Origin of the sequence: uncultured Streptomyces sp. (assembly GCF_947488945.1) — a bacterium.
Lineage (GTDB): Bacteria > Actinomycetota > Actinomycetes > Streptomycetales > Streptomycetaceae > Streptomyces.
The window spans coordinates 17,000-34,533 of sequence record NZ_CANLBS010000025.1 but is presented as its reverse complement, the minus strand read 5'-3'; the positions used below and the strand labels follow the sequence as shown (position 1 = coordinate 34,533).

Genomic DNA, 17,534 nt, shown 5'->3' with positions numbered 1-17,534 from the left:
TCTGCGTCTTCCGTGACTTCTGCCTCATCCGTGTCCTCTGCCTCTTCGGTGCCTTCGGTGCCTTCGGCTTCCGCCGTGGGTTCCGCGCCTTCCGCGGTGTCTTCCGCTTCTTCCGCCGTAGCCGGTGCCTCCGTCCCGGTGCACCCGGTACCTCCGGTCGCCACCGCGCCCGCGACCCCTTCGGGGACCGGGGCGCCTTCGAGGAGTACGGCGTCCTCGGGGAGTACGGCATCCTCGGGGAGTGACGGGCCGACGCTCACCGAACTCCTCGACTTCGTGCGTCGCGTGGCGAACGATCCGGCGCTCGTCGCCTCGCTCCCCCTCGATCCCGAGACCCGCACCTGGGTGAGGCTCGAAGGTCCGAGCGGCAGCGAAGCCTGGCTCATCGGATGGCCGCCCGGTACCGGCACCGGCTGGCACGACCACGCCGAGTCGATCGGGGCGTTCACCACCGCCGCCGGCACCCTCCAGGAACACTCGCTGGCCGCCCGTCTGCCCACGGACGGCTGGAAGACCCTCGAACTGAGCGAGGGAATCGACCGCAGCCGCGAACTCCTCACCGGTCAGGGCCGGGCGTTCGGCCGCCACCATGTGCACGAGGTACTCAACGGGTCGACCGCCGAACACGCCGTCTCGGTGCACGCCTACTACCCGCCGCTCCCCCAGATCCGCCGGTACAGCCGCTCCGGCGCGGTCCTACGGCTGGAGCAGACCGAGCGCCCGCAGGACTGGCAGTGACGGCCCGAGCCGCACGGACGGGAGGCACCCGATGACCGCGGACCAGGGTGGCGGAACGGCAGGCACGGGCGGACAACCGGTGACGCCGGTCGGCATCGACGAACTGCTGGAGCGGGTCCGGTCCGGCTATGAGCGGATCGGTCCGAAGGAGACGGCCGACGCCGCCGCCGACGGAGCCCTGCTGGTCGACATCCGGTACGCCGCCCTGCGCGAACGCGACGGGGTGATCCCGGGCGCGCTCGTCGTGGAGCGCAACGAACTGGAGTGGCGGCTCGACCCGCGGGGCAGCCACCGTGCGGCCGAGGCAGTCGGCCACGACCTGCACATCGTGGTGATCTGCAACGAGGGGTACGCCTCCAGCCTGGCGGTGGCCTCCCTCCGGCAACTGGGCCTGCACCGGGCCACCGACCTCGTCGGCGGCTTCCAGGCCTGGCGCGCCGCCGGCCTGCCCGTGACCGGGGCGGGCACGGACAGCACGGGGGACGCTGGTCGACACAGTGAGCACCACGGACACCGGTAGCACGGCGAGCACACCGGGCACGCGCCGCGCAGGGGCCGCCCCCGCCATCCCGCAGCGCCCACACCAGGCACAGCGACCACAGCGGGTACACCGGGCGCCGAAGGTGCCGATGGTCCCGGGCGCACCGGCGGCACCGGAGCGGGCACCGGCACGGCCCGAGCACCGGGGCCGCCGCTACCGGGACCGTGCCGTCGGTAGCCCGCGGGCGTCGGAAGCCCGGCGCCCGCGGAAGCCCTGGGACAGCGGAAACCCGGGGCCCGGCGGAAACCCGGGGCCCGGCGGAAGCCCGGGGACAGCGGAAACCCGGGCCTGCGAAAGCCCTGGCCCTCGGTAGCCCGAGGCCACCGGAACTCTGGGCCCTCGGGCTGACGCGGTCCGGCGAGGCAGGGACCCGGCCCGCCGCCACGGGGGTGCGGCGGGCCGGGCACCCCGCCGAGGTCCGCCCCGCCGTTCCCCCGGACGCGCGGGGACACACCCCGAACGCCGCGCCACACTGGAGGTCGCCCCGCGCGAAGCCGACATTCGCCTCAAGTACGAGGCCGCAATGTACGGAGATGGCGCCGCGATGGACTCCCCGCTCCTCACCCCCGACCAACTCGACCAGCAGGTCTCCCGGCTCCACGATTCGGAGGCCTGGGAGCGGATCGTGACGGGCTGGGGGGACACCGCGCCCCCGCGCGCACTCCCCCCGGCCCTTCTTCCGGACCCGGTCCCGGCTGCCCCCCGCCCGGGCACACTCCCGACGCCGGACACGCCCCCGGCGCTGGACACGCCCCCGATGCCAGGTCGGCCGGCCTCCGCCCCGCCCACCGACTGGCGGCACCTGCTCTCCGTGCCGGTCGACCGGCTGGTCGACGAGGCACTGCGAGCCCTTCCGCCCGCCGCCCCGGCCGAGCGGCGGCTGCCCGGACGGCTGGGCGCGATCCTGCCCGACCGCCTCCACGCGTGGCGCCGCATCGGCGGTTCCGACGTCCCGCCGTCCGTCCACCTCGCCCACGCCCGGCTGATCCTGACCGAGTGGGGCTGGCAGAACACGCCCTACCGCCTCCGCAACGCACGGGGCGCCCGCTGCCTGTGCGGGGCGATGCTCACCGCCCACCGGCTGGGGTACGGGTCGCTCGACACCGTGGACCGGGCCGGTGCCTGGGTGATCACGGAGCTGCGCGCGCAAGGGTGGACCGACCTCATCGGTCCGTGGAACCGCTACCCCGGCCGCACCGCCACCGACGCGCTCGCCCTGCTCGACGCCAGCATCCGCCGCGCCTCAGAAGCCGGTCACTGACCAGCCCGGTCACCCCCAAGCCCGTCACGAGCCCGGCCACTGAGAGGTCCCGCCACCGACAGGCCGGTCGCCGACTGGCCCGTCACCGACCAGGTCCCCGCTGATCCGTCCCGGCAACGAGCCCTCGGTACACGGGGCCGAGCGCCTCGGGTTCTCCCCCGCCGCCAGGATCCGGGGCGCGGCGACCCCGTCACCGTGTACGCCCTGGACCGCCCCGCCGACTCGGGCCCGCTCTGGCCCGCGGCACCGTACCGCCCGCACGGTGAACCGACCGCCTCAGAAGGGCTCGTCCAGCCCTTCCGTGTCCTCGCCCTCTTCTTCCAGCGCCTGGCGCACCACGCGCAGGGCCATCCCCTCGCCGTACCCCTTGCGGGCGAGCATGCCCGCAAGCCGGCGCAGCCGCTTGTCCCGGTCCAGTCCGCGCGTGGACCGGAGCTTGCGCGCCACCAGGTCGCGGGCGGTCTCCTCCTCACGCTCGGAGTCGAGCTGCCCCACCGCCTCCTCGATCACCGCGGAGTCGACGCCCTTGGTACGCAACTCGCGTGCCAGCGCGCGACGGGCGAGCCCTCGGCCGTGGTGCCGGGACTCCACCCAGGCGTCGGCGAAGGCCGCGTCGTCGATGAGGCCGACGTCCACGAAGCGCGACAGCACCTGCTCCGCCGCCTCGTCGGGGATGTCCCGCTTACGCAGGGCGTCCGCCAGTTGCTGCCGGGTGCGCGGGGTGCCGGTCAGCAGGCGGAGACAGATGTTCCGCGCCTGCTCGACCGGATCCTTGGGCCCGCCGTCCCCCGTTGTTCGCGGCTCCCCTCTCCCGGCCCTCGACGAGGAAGGGGAACCGCTGCCTCTGGAACGGGAGCGCCGGGACGCTCCCTCACCGAATCCCGGGCCCGCTCCCCGGCGGGCTCCGGAACGCGGCCGTGTCTCCGCGGTGTCGTCGGGGTCCGGCCCGGCGCCTACCCCGTGGGCGTACGCTCCGCGGCCGGTCTCCGACGGCCTCTCGCCGGACCCGGTCCCGCCGCCGGACGGCGGGAGCGGCTCCCCGCCCCGGTCCGGGAAGCTGTCCGGCCACTCCGTACGACGTGTCACCGCTTAGCTCTTGACCGCCGCGGCCTTGGCGGGCTTGGCCTTCGCCGCCGTCGCGGGTGCGGCCTTGGCGGCCGGGTCGGCCGCGGCGACCGTGGTCGCGGCGTCGCCGCCCGCCTCGGGCTCCGAGGATTCGGGCCGGACGCCGATGCCGAGCTTCTCCAGGATCTTCTTCTCGATCTCGTTGGCGAGATCCGGGTTGTCCTTGAGGAAGTTGCGGGCGTTCTCCTTGCCCTGACCGAGCTGGTCGCCCTCGTACGTGTACCAGGCGCCGGCCTTGCGGACGAAGCCGTGGTCCACGCCCATGTCGATCAGGCCGCCCTCGCGGCTGATGCCCTGGCCGTAGAGGATGTCGAACTCGGCCTGCTTGAAGGGCGGCGCGACCTTGTTCTTGACGACCTTGACGCGGGTGCGGTTGCCGACGGCGTCGGTCCCGTCCTTCAGCGTCTCGATCCGGCGGATGTCCAGACGCACCGAGGCGTAGAACTTGAGCGCCCGGCCACCGGTCGTGGTCTCCGGCGAGCCGAACATCACACCGATCTTCTCGCGGAGCTGGTTGATGAAGATGGCCGTGGTCTTGGACTGGTTGAGCGCACTGGTGATCTTGCGGAGCGCCTGGCTCATCAGGCGTGCCTGCAGACCCACGTGCGAGTCGCCCATCTCGCCCTCGATCTCCGCACGGGGCACCAGGGCCGCGACGGAGTCGATGACGATGAGGTCGAGCGCGCCGGAGCGGACCAGCATGTCCACGATCTCCAGCGCCTGCTCGCCGTTGTCCGGCTGGGACAGGATCAGGTTGTCGATGTCGACGCCGAGCTTCTTGGCGTACTCCGGGTCGAGGGCGTGCTCGGCGTCGATGAACGCCACCGAACCGCCGAGCCGCTGGGCGTTCGCCACCGCGTGCAGCGTCAGCGTGGTCTTGCCGGAGGACTCCGGGCCGTAGACCTCCACCACGCGGCCGCGCGGCAGGCCGCCGACGCCGAGGGCGACGTCGAGCGCGGTGGACCCGGTGGGGATCACCTCGATGGGCTCGTTCGGCCGCTCGCCGAGGCGCATCACCGCGCCCTTGCCGAATTGCCGTTCAATCTGTGCGAGAGCGGCGTCCAGCGCCTTCTCGCGGTCGGTTCCTGCCATGGGTTCCACCCGATTTGCTTGAGTCGATCGCTTCACGTCACAGACGCTATCCCCTGCCACTGACAACGGGCCTCGACGTCCTCCCGGCCTGTGGAAAACTCCGGGGCCCGACCCCGGGGAAACCTCGCCGGAATCCCATAAGAATAGATGTTCGATTTTAGTGTCAAGCGCACCACGCCGCACCTCGCGCCGGGGATCACCGGGCCGGCTGCGGAGCCGCCGGAAGCGTCCGGAACACGCAGCCCCGGGAGGCAGATCGCCGCCGCTGCCCCCTCCGCCGGCCTCAGACGCGCGTCGAGCCGCCCCCGGGCTCCTGCGTGCCGCCGTCCCGCCCGGCCCCTTCCGTGCCCGCGGCCCCGTCGCCGCCGGACCGCTCCCGGTCCGTCCGCCCCGGCTCCCGCAGGAGGCGGCGGACCCGGGTGAGCAGCGGCACGCCGCGCCGCGTCCGGCCGCCGCCGTGCCGGGGGTCCTCCGTCACCGCGTACCGCTTCACGTACGCGCCGAGGAAGGCCTGGAGCGTGGCCACCGCCGGGATCGCGATGAGCGCGCCCACCGCGCCGAGCAGCGCGGTGCCGGCGACCACCGATCCGAAGGCGACCGCCGGGTGGATGTCCACGGTCTTGGAGGTCAGTTTCGGCTGGAGGACGTAGTTCTCGAACTGCTGGTAGACCACGACGAAGCCGAGGACCCACACCGCGTACCAGGGGTCGACGGTGAACGCGATCAGCATCGGCAGGGCGCCCGCGAGGTACGTGCCGATGGTGGGGATGAACTGGGAGACCAGGCCGACCCAGACCGCGAGCGCCGGCGCGTACGGCACGCCGAGCACGACCAGCAGGATGTAGTGCGCGACGCCGGAGACGAGGGCCATCAGGCCGCGCGAGTAGATGTAGCCACCGGTCTTGTCGACCGCGATCTCCCAGGCCCGCAGCACCTCGGCCTGCCGGGAGGGCGGCAGCACCGAGCAGATGGTGCGGCGCAGCCGGGGGCCGTCCGCCGCGAAGTAGAACGAGAACAGGAAGATCGTCAGGAGCCGGAACAGGCCGCCGAGCACGGTCGTGGAGATCGCCAGGACCCCGGTCGCGCTGTTCTGCACGTACCTCTGGAGCCAGTCGGAGTGCAGCAGGCTGTCCTGCACCTCGAAGCGGGAGAGTTCGGTGCGGAACGTCTGGTTGACCCAGCTGATCACCGAGTCGAGGTACTTGGGGAACTCGTCGACCATGTCCACGATCTGCCCGGCCAGCATCGACCCCAGGAGGACCACGAAGCCGAGCCCGAAGACGACGACCGCCAGGAAGACGAGGGAGGTGGCGAGCCCCCGCCGCATGCCGCGGGCCGCCATCCTGCCGACCGCGGGTTCGATGGCGAGTGCCAGGAAGAACGCGATGAGGACGTTGGTCAGCAGCCCCACGAGTTGGTAGAAGGCCCAACTGCCGAGCTGAAAGCAGGCGACGAGCGCCAGCGCCAGCACCATGGCGCGCGGGAGCCAACGGGGCATTCCGGGCGTGTCCGACCCCGACCCAGCAGACGGCGGAGTCGGCCCGGCCGACGGCGCGGACGGGGAGGCGGACGGCGGGGTCTGGGCGATCTCGTCTTTCGGTGCCACCCGACCAGTCTCGCCTACCGCGGCGACGGCCCGTGCCCGCCCCGGTGACCGGAAGGCGTCCCCCTGCCGGGCGGCGTCCGCCACAAAACGGCCGCCGGCCGGCAGGGGGCGGGAGCGTCCGGTGCCGGTGCCGGGACCGTCAGCGGCGGTCGGCGGGCACGCCCACGGCCGCGCAGACACCGCGCCACACGTCCTTGGCGTCCCAGCCGTCCGCCAGTGCCTGGTGCACCGTACGACCGCCGAGTTCGGCCATCACATGGTCGCGCGCGAAGGAGTCCGCGTACGCCGCACCGAAATGCTCCGCCATCCGCTCCCAGAAAATCGTCAACCGCATGCCTCCAGTATCCCGCCCCTGAGAGTGCAACCGACCCGCAAGGGCTCATGCGGAGCGTTCCGCCGTCCTACGGTCGGTCCATGGCTGGAACCGGAAGTCACACCCTTGCCCGCGCGGAGCGGTTCGTCTGGCTGACGGCCCGCGTCCTCGAACAGCGGCGGTTCGCCCACCTCTTCCTGGGCGGCTCGGCGGACGCCGTCGACACGGCGCTGGCCTCGTACCTCAACGAGGACGGCGGGTACGGGCACGCCCTCGAACCCGACCTGCGCGGTCCGCCGAGCCAGCCGCTGCACACCGCCCACGCGCTGGGCGTCCTCGATTCCATCGGCCGTTGCGAGGGGCCGCGGGCGGAGCGGATCTGCCGCTACCTCAGCGGGGCGTCCACGCGGGAGGGCGCGCTCCCCGCGCTGTTGCCGACGCAACGCGGCTATCCGGCGGCCCCGTCCGTGCGGGTCGTCGAGGACCCGCCGGCCGACCTGACGGCCACCGGTCCGATCGTCGGACTGCTGCACCGCAACCGGGTGTGGCACGCGTGGCTGTTCCGCGCGACGGACTTCTGCTGGGCGGCGGTGGAGTCCCTGGAACCGACGCGTCCGCACGCGGTCGAGGCGGCGGTCGCCTTCCTCGACGGGGTGCCGGACCGGTCGCGGGCCGAAGCCGCGGCCGACCGGCTCGGCCGGTTGGTGCGGCAGCGCGGCCTGGTGGTGCTGGACGCGGGCGGGCGCGAGGAGGCCGAGACCGGCTGCGGCACGCCGGACGGTCTCCGCCACCCCCACGACTACGCCCGTACGCCCAGGTCGACCGCCCGACGCTGGTTCACCGACGAGGAGTTGACCCACTCGCTGGACCGGCTCCGGGCCGGCCAGCAGGAGGACGGCGGCTGGCCCGCCCCGCACCGGTCGTGGGCGCCGGGTCCGGCCCTGGAGGCCCGCCCGCTGGTGACCCTGCGGGCCCTGGAGACACTGCGCGCGTACGGGGACGACCTCGGGCGGCCCGCCGGGTGACGGCCGCCTCAGCCCAGCGCGCGTACGCCCGCCGTGACCGCCACCGCGGCGGCCACGACCACCAGGAACGGGGCCCGCAGGACGAGGGCGAGTCCGGCGGCGGCGAGACCGCCGAGCCGAGCGTCGAGCACGAGTTCCCGGCCGTCGCCGAAGGTCTGCTGCGCGGTCAGCGCGGCGAGCAGGGCCACCGGCAGGAGCGCGGCGAGCCGCTGCACGACCGGCCTCTCCAGGGCGGACGCGGGAACGAGCAGACCGAGGTACTTGGCGAGGTAGCAGCCGGCCGCGCTGAGGCCGACGGCGATCCAGACGTTCATGCGGAGCCTCCCGGTCCGGTCGTGTGTGCGGGGTCCGACGGGGCGGCGGATCCGCCGTTCCGCCCGGTCAGGAAGAGCATGACGGGCGCGGAGAGCGCGGCGGCGAGCACCGGCACGCCGGCCGGCAGGACCGGCAGCGACCCGAGCAGGAGCACCACGGCCAGGGCGGCGGTGAGGCGTTCCGTGGCGCTCTTGAGCATCGGCGCGAGCAGGGCCAGGAAGACCGCGGGGCCCGCCGCGTCCAGCCCCCAGGCACGGGTGTCGCCGAGCCTCTCGGCGCCGAGAGCTCCGGCGAGGGTGGTCAGGTTCCACAGCGCGTAGAGGCTGAGGCCGGTGACGGTGAACCCGATCCGGGCCGCCCGCCGGGTGGGCTGGGGCAGGGTGACCGCCGTGCTCTCGTCGATCACCAGGTGGGCGGCGAAGGGCCGGACCGCGCGCGGCAGGGCGAGGAGTTGCGAGAGCCGCAGGCCGTAGAAGGCGTTGCGCACGCCGAGGAAGAAGGCCCCGGCTGCCGCGGTGTACGGGTTGCCGCCCGCGGCGAGTGCCCCCACCAGGGCGAACTGGGAGGCCCCGGTGAAGACGAACAGGCTCAGCGCGCAGGTCTGGAGGAGTGTGAGTCCGGAGCCGGCCGACGTCACCCCGAAGGCGAAGCCGGAGAGGCCGACGGCCATGCCGACGCCGAGCGCGTCGCGCACGACCGTCGCGTCGGTGGGGCCCTCCGGGACCGTGGCGGCCGGCGGGGGCGGGGCGGGGGCCCGCCCGGAGGCCGCTCCGGCCGGCCGGGCGGGAGCGGGGGTGTTCTGGTCTTCCACGGTCCGGACCCTAGGGGGCGGGCGCCGGTCGGGTCTTGTACGTTCTTGCGCTCCGGTCCCACGCCCCGCATCGCGCTCCGGTCCCACGCCCCCGCCGTGTGCCCCGTCCCACGCCCCCGTCGTGCGCTCCGGGCGAACCGGTGCGCGCGGCCCCGGCTCGGGTGCCGGCGTGCGCCGTCAGTCCGCGGACGGCCGGGTTCCCGCCGGCGCGCGCTCGCGCCGGTACGCGCCTGGCGGCACCCCCACGATCCGGGTGAAGTGACGGTTGAGGTGCGGCTGGTCGGCGAACCCGACCCGGACCGCCGCGTCGGCGGGCGTCACGCCGGCGTCGAGCAGACGGCGGGCCCGGCGTACCCGGGCATCGGTCAGCCAGGCGTGCGGGGGCAGTCCGTACTGCTTCTTGAACGCCCTCAGCAGCGCGAACGGGCTGGTCGTGAGCTCCGCCGCGAGCGCCTCCAGCGTGGGCGGCTCCGTCATGCGCTCCTCCAGCAGGGCACGGGCCCGCAGCGCGTCGCGGGCCCCCGCGGTGCGCGGCCCGGCCTGCGGCAGGCTGGTGCCGTACCGCCGCAGCAGACGGGCCACCAGGACCCGGAGCACACTGTCGGCCGCGAGCCCGTCGCCCTCCTCCGCCGCCCGGTGCACCCCGAGGACCAGCCGGGAGAGTCCGGGGTCGTGCGCCGCCGTCTCGCCGAAGCCGGCCGTGCCGCGCGGCCCGGCCAGGTCCGCGGCGACCTCCCCGACGACCCGCGCGGAGGGGTACAGCGTGGCGTAGGCCCAGCCCTCCGGCCCGCCGGCACGGGCGCTGTGCGGCACCTCGGGATTGATCAGGACGACGCTGCCGGGGCCCGCGCGCACCCGGCCGTCCGGCGTCCCCACGTCCTCGATCCCGCCGGTGACCGCCGCTATGACGTAGCCCTCGTGCGCGTGGCGGGGAAAGGTGTGACGCACGTACCGGGCCCGGAGCAGATCGAGTCCGGGCAGCTCCGCGTGACGCCAGTGCCGGGCCCATTCCGCCGCGCTCCGGTCCAGCCCCGGTTCTGCCTCCATGCGCCGATTCTCGCAGGTCCGGGGCGCGTCACGGCCCTCTGTCAGTGGTGGGGTGCACGATGGGGACATGGTCGGCTCTGCACTGGATTCGTTCTCGTCCGCCACCCGCGGCTGGTTCACCGGTGCCTTCAGCGCGCCCACGGCCGCGCAGGAGGGCGCCTGGCGTGCCATCGCCGAGGGGTCGGACGTGCTGGTCGTCGCGCCGACCGGCTCCGGCAAGACGCTGGCCGCGTTCCTCGCCTCCCTCGACCAACTGGCGTCCGCGCCGCCGCCCGCCGAGGCGCAGAAGCGCTGCCGGGTGCTGTACGTCTCCCCGCTCAAGGCGCTCGCGGTCGACGTCGAGCGCAACCTCCGCTCGCCGCTGACGGGCATCCGGCAGGAGGCGGTGCGCCTCGGACTGCCGGAGCCCGACGTGCGGGTGGGCATCCGGTCGGGCGACACCCCGGCCGCCGAGCGGCGGTCGATGGTGACCAGGCCGCCGGACATCCTCATCACCACGCCGGAGTCCCTCTTCCTCATGCTGACCTCGTCGGCACGGGACGCCCTCGCCGGGGTCGAGACGGTGATCCTGGACGAGGTGCACGCGGTGGCCGGCACCAAGCGCGGCGCCCATCTGGCGGTGACGCTGGAGCGGCTGGACGCCCTGCTGCCCCGGCCGGCCCGGCGCATCGGGCTGTCGGCGACGGTCCGCCCGGTGGACGAGGTGGCGCGCTTCCTGTCCCCGCAGCGGCGGGTGGAGATCGTGCAGCCGCCGTCCACCAAGGAGTTCGACCTGTCGGTGGTCGTCCCCGTGGAGGACCTCGGCGAGCTGGGCGGCTCGCCCGCCACCGACAGCGGCGCGGACCCGGCGGACAAGCCGTCGATCTGGCCCCAGGTGGAGGAGCGGATCGCGGACCTCGTCCAGTCGCACCGCTCGACCATCGTCTTCGCCAACTCCCGACGGCTCGCCGAACGGCTGTGCAACCGCCTGAACGAGATCGCCTACGAACGCGCGACCGGCGAGCCCATGCCCGACGCCCACTCCCCCGCGGAGGTCATGGCACAGTCCGGGGCGGCCGCGGGAGCCCCACCGCTGCTGGCCCGCGCCCACCACGGGTCGGTCTCCAAGGAACAGCGGGCGCAGGTGGAGGAGGACCTGAAGGCGGGCAGGCTGCCCGCCGTCGTCGCCACCTCGAGCCTGGAGCTGGGCATCGACATGGGCGCCGTCGACCTGGTGATCCAGGTCGAGTCGCCGCCCTCCGTCGCCTCCGGGCTCCAGCGGGTCGGCCGGGCCGGCCACCAGGTGGGTGCGGTCTCCACCGGGGTCGTCTTCCCGAAGTACCGCGGGGACCTGGTGCAGGCCGCCGTCGTCACGGAGCGGATGCGGGACGGCGCGATCGAGGCGCTGCGCGTGCCGTCGAACCCGCTGGACGTGCTGGCGCAGCAGTTGGTCGCGATGGTGGCCTTGGACGTCTGGCAGGCCGACGACCTGCTGGCGCTGGTCCGCCGGGCCGCCCCGTTCGCCGCGCTGCCCGAGTCCGCCTTCGACTCCGTCCTCGACATGCTGGCGGGCCGGTATCCGTCGGACGCGTTCGCGGAACTGCGCCCCCGGGTGGTCTGGGACCGGGTGGCGGGCACCGTCACGGGCCGCCCCGGCGCGCAGCGGCTGGCGGTCACCTCCGGCGGCACGATCCCCGACCGCGGCCTGTTCGGGGTCTTCCTCGCCGGTTCCGACCCGAAGAAGGGCGGCGGCCGGGTCGGCGAGCTCGACGAGGAGATGGTCTACGAGTCCCGCGTCGGCGACGTCTTCACCCTCGGCACGACGAGCTGGCGGATCGAGGACATCACCCGCGACCGGGTCCTCGTCTCCCCCGCGCCCGGTGTGCCGGGACGGCTGCCGTTCTGGAAGGGCGACCAGCTCGGCCGCCCGCTGGAACTGGGCCGGGCGCTCGGCGCGTTCCTCCGGGAGCTGGGCGGACTGTCCGAGGAGGACGGGCGGCTGAGGCTGCTCACCGCCGGACTGGACGCCTGGGCCGCGGACAACGTCCTGTCCTACCTCGACGAGCAGCGCAAGGCATGCGGACACGTGCCGGACGACCGGACGATCCTGGTCGAGCGCTTCCGGGACGAACTCGGCGACTGGCGGGTCGTGGTGCACTCCCCCTTCGGCGCACAGGTGCACGCCCCGTGGGCGCTGGCGCTGTCGGCCCGGCTCGGTGAGCGGTACGGCATGGACGCCCAGGTGATGCACGCGGACGACGGCATCGTGCTGAGGCTGCCGGACGCGGACATGATGGGTCTCGACCTCCTCGACTTCGACCCCGTCCCCGGCGCGGATCCGGCGCCGGACCGGGGGCTGTCCCCGGCGGACCCGGTGTACGACGCCGAACAGGCGCCGGTGGGGGCCGCCGACGTCGTCTTCGACAAGGGCGACGTCCAGCAGATCGTCACCGACCAGGTGGGCGGCTCCGCGCTGTTCGCCTCCCGGTTCCGCGAATGCGCCGCCCGCGCGCTGCTGTTGCCCCGGCGCAGCCCCGGCAAGCGGACGCCGCTGTGGCAGCAGCGCCAGCGCGCCTCCCAACTCCTCCAGGTGGCGTCCGAGTTCGGGTCGTTCCCGATCGTCCTGGAGGCGGTGCGCGAGTGCCTCCAGGACGTGTTCGACGTCCCCGGCCTCACGGAACTCATGGGCGATCTCGAAGCCCGCCGCATCCGCCTGGTGGAGGTCACCACCCAGGAGCCCTCACCGTTCGCGCGCTCCCTGCTCTTCGGCTACGTCGCCCAGTTCCTGTACGAGGGCGACTCCCCGCTGGCCGAACGCCGGGCGGCGGCGCTCTCGCTGGACTCGCACCTGCTGGCCGAGCTGCTGGGCCAGGCCGAGCTGCGCGAACTGCTCGACCCCGAGGTGCTGGCCGAGCTGGAGCGGGAGCTCCAGTGGCTGACCGACGACCGGAAGATCAAGGACGTCGAGGGGGTCGCGGACCTGCTGCGGGTGCTCGGCCCGCTCACCGACGCCGAGCTGGCCGAGCGGGGCGCCGAGCGGACGTGGGCGACAGAGCTGGAACGGACCCGCCGTGCGCTCCGGGTCCGGATCGCCGGGGCCGACCACTGGGTGGCGATCGAGGACGCGGGGCGGCTGCGCGACGCGCTGGGCACCGCTCTCCCCGTCGGGGTGCCCGAAGCGTTCACCGAACCGGTCAAGGACCCGCTGGGAGACCTGCTGGCCCGTTTCGCCCGCACGCACGGCCCGTTCACCTCGGCCGCGGCGGCCCAGCGATTCGGGCTCGGCACCGCCGTGACCGACGGCGCGCTGCAGCGACTGGCGGCCGGCGGCCGCATCGTCCAGGGCGAGTTCCACCCCGCGGGCATCGGCCAGGAGTGGTGCGACGCGACGGTGCTGCGCCGGCTGCGCCGCCGTTCGCTCGCCGCCCTCCGGCACGAACTGGAACCGGTGCCTCCGGCCGCGCTGGCCACCTTCCTCCCCCAGTGGCAGCACCTGGCCGACAACAGCCTGCGCGGGATCGACGGTCTGGCCCGCGCGGTCGAGCAGTTGCAGGGCGCGCCGGTGCCCGCCTCCGCGCTGGAGAAGCTGATCCTGCCGAACCGGGTCATGGGCTACACCCCCGCCCTGCTCGACGAACTCACGACCACCGGGGAGGTCCTGTGGGCCGGGGCCGGTTCGCTGCCGGGCAAGGACGGCTGGATCTCCCTCTACCCGGCCGACCATGCCCCGCTGCTGCTTCCCCCGCCGCATCCGCTGGAGCTGTCCGCCCTGCACGAGTCGGTCCTGACCGTCCTGTCCGGCGGGTACGGCCTGTTCTTCCGGCAGATCGCCGACCAGGTCCGCGCCACCACCCATCCGGAGTGCACGGACCCGCAGTTGGCCGACGCCGTCTGGGATCTGGCGTGGTCGGGCCGGCTCACCAACGACACGCTCGCCCCGCTGCGTGCGCTGCTCGGCTCGGGACGCACCGCGGGTTCCACCGCGCACCGGGCCAGACGTGCGGTGCCGCGGGGCCGTTACGGCTCCCTCGCCGCCTCCGCCCGACCGGTCTCGCGTACGGGTCCGCCCACGGTCTCCGGCCGCTGGTCGCTGCTGCCGCCGCCGGAACGGGAACCGACCCAGCGCGCCCACGCACTGGCCCGGACGCTCCTGGACCGGCACGGCGTGGTGACCCGCGGCGCGGTGCAGGCGGAGGGGGTGGCGGGCGGCTTCTCCGCGGTCTACCGGGTGCTTTCCGCCTTCGAGGACAACGGACAGGCCCGGCGCGGTTACGTCGTGGAGGGGCTGGGGGCCGCGCAGTTCGCCGTCGAGGGGGCGGTCGACCGGCTGCGGGCCTCGTCCACGGCCCGGGACCGCCAGGACCCCGGCTCGGCGGGGCGGGCGCTGGTCCTGGCCGCGGCGGACCCCGCCAACGCCTATGGCGCGGCGCTGCCGTGGCCGGAGTCCCCGGAGGGCGCCGGGCACAAACCGGGGCGGAAGGCCGGGTCGTTGGTCGTCCTCGTCGACGGCGAACTGACGCTCTACATGGAACGCGGCGGCAAGACCCTGCTCTCCTGGGCCACCGATCCCGATTCCCCCGCCCTCCTGGCGGGGGCCGAGGCCCTCGCCGCGGCCGCCCGCGCGGGCTCGCTGGGCACGGTGACGGTCGAGCGCACCAACGGTGTCTCCTCGCTCACGTCGCCGCTGGGCCGGACCCTGGAGGCCGCGGGCTTCCTCGCCACCCCGAGAGGGCTGCGCCTGCGCGCCTGACCGGAAGGGCGACCTTCGCACAGCCGCCACCCAGGACTCCCTGCCGCAGGATGGAGCCATGCCCGAAGGAGACACCGTCGCGCGGACGGCCAAACGCCTGGACACCGCGCTCGCCGGCAAGGTACTGACCGTCGCGGACCTCCGGGTCCCCCGTTTCGCCACCTCGGACCTGACCGGACGAAAGGTGCTCGACGTGACCCCGCGCGGCAAGCACCTGTTGACCCGGGTGGAGGGTGGCCTGACCCTCCACAGTCATCTGCGGATGGACGGCGCCTGGCGCGTCTTCGAGGCGGGCGAACGCTGGCGCGGCGGACCCGCGCACCAGATCCGGGCCGTGCTCGGCAACACCGAGCGGACCGCGGTGGGGTACCGGCTGCCGGTCCTCGAACTGCTCCGCACCGAGGACGAGGACTCGGTGGTCGGACACCTCGGCCCCGACCTGCTGGGCCCGGACTGGGACGCGCCCGAGGCCCTGCGGCGGCTGCGCGCCGCCCCCGGCCGCCCGCTCGTCGAAGCCCTGCTGGACCAGCGCAATCTCGCCGGCATCGGCAACGTCTTCGCGTGCGAGCTCTGCTTCCTGGCCCGCGCGACCCCGTGGCTTCCGGTGGGCGACCTCTCCGAGGACACGCTCGGCCGGCTCGTCAACGCCGCCAAGCACCTCCTGGAGGCCAACCGCGACCTCCCGAACCGCACCACCACCCGCCCCGCCGCCGCGCTCCACCGCGCCCACGACCGCCTGTACGTCTACGGGCGCGCCCGGCGCCCCTGCCTCCGGTGCGGCACGCCGATCCGCAACGCCGAGCGCGACGGGCGCCCCACCTACTGGTGCCCCCGCTGCCAGTCGGGCCCCGTCCCTGCCTGACGCGGCCATCACCTGACGTCCCTACCGCCTGACGCCCTCACCGCGCCCGGCGCCCCTGCCTCCGGCGCGTCACTCCTCCCCGCCTTCCGCCCGAGAGGACCGCCGCCTCCACGGCCGAGTCGGCGTCCCTCCCAGCCGCTGGGTCCGCCCGCCCCACGTTCACCCGGACGGGTGACACGCGCCGCGTCCTACCGCCCGTCCGAAGCCCCGCCGCCCTCGTGACCCTCCCCGTCCCGTTCCCTCCTGGGCCACCGCGACCGGAACACGGACCACCGCGACCGGAGCGCCGGCCACCGCCGGTCCCCCCGCCTCCCCCGGCCGTCGCCGCCGTCCGCGCCGGTACCACTCACCACCCCGCCGCCCGGACCCGCTACGCCCGCCACATGCACCGGCAGCAGGCTCAGCCCCCAGCCGCCCGCCGCCACCGCCCCCTCGATCAGCCCCGTGTGCTCCGGCGCCAGCACCAGCCGCGCCACCGCCCACGTCCACAGCCCGCCGAATCCGAGTGCGGGTATGCAGCGCACCGGTATCCATCGCCACGCCATGGCTGCCTCCTCCGGTCCGTTCCCGGCCGGACGGCCGCCGCGGCACCGGGCGGCCTGGGCCGTTCCCGGCAGTCTGCCCCGGCTCCCCCGCACCTGCATTCCAGAGCCCGCATTCCGGGCCCCGGGCGTCACGGGAGGCCGCCGGGAACCCACGGCGAATCCACGGCCCGTCCCGGGCCGTACACACCACTGCCCCGGCCGGTCTTCCTCCGGTCGGGGCAGTGCACGCGTCATGCGGGACGGCTGGGTGGGCGCCCGCGTCAGGCACCCGCGTCAGATGTCGGCGTCAGGCGTCGGCTTCAGACGTCGGCGTCAGGCGCTCTCGGCCTGGAACATCCACGCATGCTTCTCGAGGTCCGCAGTCAGCGTGATCAGGATGTCCTGGCTCACCGGGTCGGGGTTCTCGGTGACCTCGATGCGCTCGCGCATCCGGCCGATCACGATGCCGAGGGCGTCGACCAGGGCCTTCACGGCGTCGGTGTCCTTGATCCACCCCTCGGGGGCCACGTTGATCGCCGTGGTCTTGGCGATCGTCGCGGACCGGCCGTCGGGGTTGACGCCCACGGCCGAGGCGCGCTCGGCGACGGTGTCGGAGTGCTGGCGGGCCGTGTCGACGACCTCGTCGAGCTGGAGGTGCACGGAGCGGAAGCGCGGGCCGACGACGTTCCAGTGGACCTGCTTGGCCACCAGCGACAGATCGACCAGGTCGACCAGAGCGCCCTGCAGGGCGTCTCCGACGGTCTTGAGATCGGACTCGGACAGCGGGCTCTTCACTACAGACATGCTCTCTCCGATCTGGCGGCGGGGTTCCCGGCGGTATCACGGTCCACCCGGCCTGTGTGCTTCGGTCGACACGAGGGGCCGCTTCGGTTCACCATCCACGATGGCATAAAAGCCGACATAACGACCTCAATCGGCCTCGTCCTACGTGTGCCCCGCACGCCCCGGCTCACACCACTCCGCACGCAGAAGAATCCCTGTGCGACCCCGGTGCCCGGAACGCCAGGGCCACGGACGCGGCGGAGCCCCGGCCCGCCACGAGGGGCGGACCGGGGCTCCGTGTCACGCGATGCGTAACCGTCAGGCGGCGACGACGTCCACCGCTTCGGCGGGCGCCTTGATCGTCACCCGCCCGGTGGGCACACCCGTCACCGAGACGGAGTTGAGCATGGGGCGCACCGGTACGGGCACCGGATCGCTCGCGGCTGCCGACTCGGCCAGTTCGGCGAGTGACAGCTCATCGCTCACTTCTCGCATGAGCTGGGACATCCGTACGTCAAGCGCGTCGCAAATGGCGGAGAGCAGCTCGGAGGATGCCTCCTTCTGCCCCCGCTCCACCTCGGAGAGATAGCCGAGCGAGACTCGGGCGGACGAGGAGACTTCGCGCAGAGTACGGCCTTGGCGCTGGCGCTGCCGACGCAGCACGTCACCAAGCAGGCGACGGAGCAGAATCATCGGTGGCTCCCTCCTCGGACCGCGTAGCCGCATCCTTCTCGCCCCACCGTACCGCCTAGCGCTGCGGCC

16 protein-coding genes are annotated in these 17,534 nt (G+C 74.1%); 6 read left to right on the top strand and 10 right to left on the bottom strand.

Annotation, left to right across the window (positions count from 1 at the left end):
* Nucleotides 1–96 precede the first annotated feature (96 nt).
* The 3 genes from Q0994_RS29295 (at nucleotide 97) to Q0994_RS29285 (ending at nucleotide 2,540) form a co-directional block, all read left to right on the top strand.
* The gene (locus Q0994_RS29295) at nucleotides 97–738 is read left to right on the top strand and encodes a cysteine dioxygenase (protein ID WP_299540543.1); all 642 of its coding nucleotides are present in this window, start codon (nucleotides 97–99) and stop codon (nucleotides 736–738) included.
* Nucleotides 739–769: 31 nt separating this feature from the next.
* A complete protein-coding gene (locus Q0994_RS29290) occupies nucleotides 770–1,258 on the top strand; it encodes a rhodanese-like domain-containing protein (protein WP_299540541.1) in 489 nt (162 codons plus the stop codon).
* A gap of 565 nt (nucleotides 1,259–1,823) precedes the next feature.
* Nucleotides 1,824–2,540 (top strand): hypothetical protein, encoded by a 717-nt coding sequence (locus Q0994_RS29285; protein ID WP_299540539.1) that lies wholly within the window; start codon nucleotides 1,824–1,826, stop codon nucleotides 2,538–2,540.
* A 276-nt stretch (nucleotides 2,541–2,816) separates the two neighbouring features.
* On the opposite strand, the gene recX is transcribed toward Q0994_RS29285, so the two are convergent.
* The 4 genes from recX to Q0994_RS29265 all read right to left on the bottom strand — a co-directional run bounded on the left by recX (nucleotide 2,817) and on the right by Q0994_RS29265 (nucleotide 6,697).
* A complete protein-coding gene (recX, locus tag Q0994_RS29280; protein ID WP_299540536.1) occupies nucleotides 2,817–3,626 on the bottom strand; it encodes a recombination regulator RecX in 810 nt (269 codons plus the stop codon).
* 3 nt (nucleotides 3,627–3,629) lie between these two features.
* Nucleotides 3,630–4,757: a recombinase RecA gene (gene recA / locus Q0994_RS29275; RefSeq protein WP_299540533.1), complete on the bottom strand. Its 1,128-nt coding sequence runs from the start codon at nucleotides 4,755–4,757 to the stop codon at nucleotides 3,630–3,632.
* Nucleotides 4,758–5,040: 283 nt separating this feature from the next.
* Nucleotides 5,041–6,255 carry an AI-2E family transporter gene (locus tag Q0994_RS29270; protein WP_299540531.1) on the bottom strand — a complete coding sequence of 405 codons (1,215 nt, stop codon included), beginning with the start codon at nucleotides 6,253–6,255 and terminating at the stop codon, nucleotides 5,041–5,043.
* A gap of 247 nt (nucleotides 6,256–6,502) precedes the next feature.
* Nucleotides 6,503–6,697, bottom strand: a complete 195-nt coding sequence (locus tag Q0994_RS29265; RefSeq protein ID WP_299540529.1) for a DUF3046 domain-containing protein — start codon at nucleotides 6,695–6,697, stop codon at nucleotides 6,503–6,505.
* 80 nt (nucleotides 6,698–6,777) lie between these two features.
* Between Q0994_RS29265 and Q0994_RS29260 the strand changes: the two genes are divergently transcribed.
* Nucleotides 6,778–7,701: a hypothetical protein gene (locus Q0994_RS29260; protein ID WP_299540527.1), complete on the top strand. Its 924-nt coding sequence runs from the start codon at nucleotides 6,778–6,780 to the stop codon at nucleotides 7,699–7,701.
* An 8-nt stretch (nucleotides 7,702–7,709) separates the two neighbouring features.
* Here the strand turns inward: Q0994_RS29260 and Q0994_RS29255 are convergent, their stop codons facing one another.
* From Q0994_RS29255 to Q0994_RS29245, 3 genes are all read right to left on the bottom strand, one after another.
* Nucleotides 7,710–8,015, bottom strand: coding sequence for an AzlD domain-containing protein (locus Q0994_RS29255; protein ID WP_299540525.1), 306 nt, complete (start codon nucleotides 8,013–8,015; stop codon nucleotides 7,710–7,712).
* Nucleotides 8,012–8,827, bottom strand: coding sequence for an AzlC family ABC transporter permease (locus tag Q0994_RS29250; RefSeq protein ID WP_299540522.1), 816 nt, complete (start codon nucleotides 8,825–8,827; stop codon nucleotides 8,012–8,014). Before Q0994_RS29250 ends, Q0994_RS29255 begins: the two co-directional genes overlap by 4 nt.
* A gap of 177 nt (nucleotides 8,828–9,004) precedes the next feature.
* Nucleotides 9,005–9,874, bottom strand: coding sequence for an AraC family transcriptional regulator (locus Q0994_RS29245; RefSeq protein WP_299540519.1), 870 nt, complete (start codon nucleotides 9,872–9,874; stop codon nucleotides 9,005–9,007).
* Between the two features lie 67 nt (nucleotides 9,875–9,941).
* Here Q0994_RS29245 and Q0994_RS29240 point away from each other — a divergent pair, with 67 nt between their 5' ends.
* Nucleotides 9,942–14,603, top strand: a complete 4,662-nt coding sequence (locus Q0994_RS29240; RefSeq protein WP_299540518.1) for a DEAD/DEAH box helicase — start codon at nucleotides 9,942–9,944, stop codon at nucleotides 14,601–14,603.
* A 58-nt stretch (nucleotides 14,604–14,661) separates the two neighbouring features.
* Complete coding sequence (locus Q0994_RS29235) at nucleotides 14,662–15,465, top strand: Fpg/Nei family DNA glycosylase (protein WP_299540516.1); 804 nt, start codon at nucleotides 14,662–14,664, stop codon at nucleotides 15,463–15,465.
* Between the two features lie 188 nt (nucleotides 15,466–15,653).
* Here the strand turns inward: Q0994_RS29235 and Q0994_RS29230 are convergent, their stop codons facing one another.
* From Q0994_RS29230 to Q0994_RS29220, 3 genes are all read right to left on the bottom strand, one after another.
* Entirely contained in the window at nucleotides 15,654–16,010 is a 357-nt protein-coding gene (locus tag Q0994_RS29230; RefSeq protein ID WP_299540514.1) for a hypothetical protein, read from the bottom strand.
* A gap of 312 nt (nucleotides 16,011–16,322) precedes the next feature.
* Nucleotides 16,323–16,793, bottom strand: coding sequence for a Dps family protein (locus tag Q0994_RS29225; protein WP_299540512.1), 471 nt, complete (start codon nucleotides 16,791–16,793; stop codon nucleotides 16,323–16,325).
* Nucleotides 16,794–17,090: 297 nt separating this feature from the next.
* Nucleotides 17,091–17,465, bottom strand: a complete 375-nt coding sequence (locus Q0994_RS29220; RefSeq protein WP_299540510.1) for a helix-turn-helix domain-containing protein — start codon at nucleotides 17,463–17,465, stop codon at nucleotides 17,091–17,093.
* Nucleotides 17,466–17,534 lie beyond the last annotated feature (69 nt).

Bases quoted from the DNA above. Each gene is read 5' to 3' on its own strand.
- Q0994_RS29290 (WP_299540541.1), top strand. From the start codon at position 770: ATGACCGCGGACCAGGGTGGCGGAACGGCAGGCACGGGCGGACAACCG.
- Q0994_RS29285 (WP_299540539.1), top strand. From the start codon at position 1,824: ATGGACTCCCCGCTCCTCACCCCCGACCAACTCGACCAGCAGGTCTCC.
- recA (WP_299540533.1), bottom strand. From the start codon at position 4,757: ATGGCAGGAACCGACCGCGAGAAGGCGCTGGACGCCGCTCTCGCACAG.
- Q0994_RS29270 (WP_299540531.1), bottom strand. From the start codon at position 6,255: ATGCCCCGTTGGCTCCCGCGCGCCATGGTGCTGGCGCTGGCGCTCGTC.
- Q0994_RS29265 (WP_299540529.1), bottom strand. From the start codon at position 6,697: ATGCGGTTGACGATTTTCTGGGAGCGGATGGCGGAGCATTTCGGTGCG.
- Q0994_RS29260 (WP_299540527.1), top strand. From the start codon at position 6,778: ATGGCTGGAACCGGAAGTCACACCCTTGCCCGCGCGGAGCGGTTCGTC.
- Q0994_RS29255 (WP_299540525.1), bottom strand. From the start codon at position 8,015: ATGAACGTCTGGATCGCCGTCGGCCTCAGCGCGGCCGGCTGCTACCTC.
- Q0994_RS29245 (WP_299540519.1), bottom strand. From the start codon at position 9,874: ATGGAGGCAGAACCGGGGCTGGACCGGAGCGCGGCGGAATGGGCCCGG.
- Q0994_RS29240 (WP_299540518.1), top strand. From the start codon at position 9,942: ATGGTCGGCTCTGCACTGGATTCGTTCTCGTCCGCCACCCGCGGCTGG.
- Q0994_RS29235 (WP_299540516.1), top strand. From the start codon at position 14,662: ATGCCCGAAGGAGACACCGTCGCGCGGACGGCCAAACGCCTGGACACC.
- Q0994_RS29230 (WP_299540514.1), bottom strand. From the start codon at position 16,010: ATGGCGTGGCGATGGATACCGGTGCGCTGCATACCCGCACTCGGATTC.
- Q0994_RS29225 (WP_299540512.1), bottom strand. From the start codon at position 16,793: ATGTCTGTAGTGAAGAGCCCGCTGTCCGAGTCCGATCTCAAGACCGTC.
- Q0994_RS29220 (WP_299540510.1), bottom strand. From the start codon at position 17,465: ATGATTCTGCTCCGTCGCCTGCTTGGTGACGTGCTGCGTCGGCAGCGC.